The sequence below is a fragment of the Mycobacterium sp. UM_CSW genome, from assembly GCF_000455205.1.
GTDB lineage: Bacteria > Actinomycetota > Actinomycetes > Mycobacteriales > Mycobacteriaceae > Mycobacterium.
Genome location: NZ_AUWQ01000173.1, coordinates 1 through 699, shown reverse-complemented (window position 1 = coordinate 699; position 699 = coordinate 1). Strand labels below are relative to the sequence as shown.

General features: G+C 78.8%; 1 pseudogene. It reads right to left on the bottom strand.

The window, feature by feature from the left end:
• A pseudogene (locus N415_RS32120) lies at window positions 1-699 on the bottom strand (PE-PGRS family protein); the annotation flags it as partial.

Here is a 699-nt window from a genome sequence, read left to right as displayed (position 1 = left end):
CGCCGCCGGCGCCGCCGAGGCCGTTGCCGGCGGTGCCACCGTCGCCGCCGTGGCCGCCGGTGGTGTCGCCGCTTCCGGCGGTGATGACCTGCCCACCGGCCCCACCGGCCCCACCGAAGAGGCCGCTTCCGCCATGGCCACCGGTACCGCCGATGACACTGGTGGAATTGGAACCACTCGTGATGACCACGGCGCCCCCGGCCCCACCGGCCCCGCCGACGCCGCCGACGCTGCTACCACCGTTGCCGCCCGTGCCCGGCGTGACCGCCCCGGTGCCGGCCGAGGACACGCTCGCCCCTGCACCGCCCGCGCCGCCGTTGCCGTTGCCCGGGGCGTCGCCGCCCTTACCACCGTTGCCCGCTTGCGCGGCGGCGGCGCCGCCGTTACCGCCGTTGCCGCCGTTGCCATTGCCGGCGCCATTGCCGCCGGCGCCGCCGTCGCCGCCGGTGCCTGTCTGCGAAAGGGCAGCGCCGCCGGCGCCGCCGTTACCGCCGTGACCATTGCCGGCGGCATTGCCGCCGGCGCCACCCATGCCGCCGCTGCTACCGCTTCCGCCGGCCCCACCGTTGCCGCCGTCCGGATGGAGGGCGGTGCCGGCCGCGCCTTGACCGCCGGCGCCGCCGGCGCCGGACGTGCCGGCAGTGCCGGCGGTACCGCCGGCACCGGGGGTACCAAAGATGCCGGCGGTGCCGCCGGCGC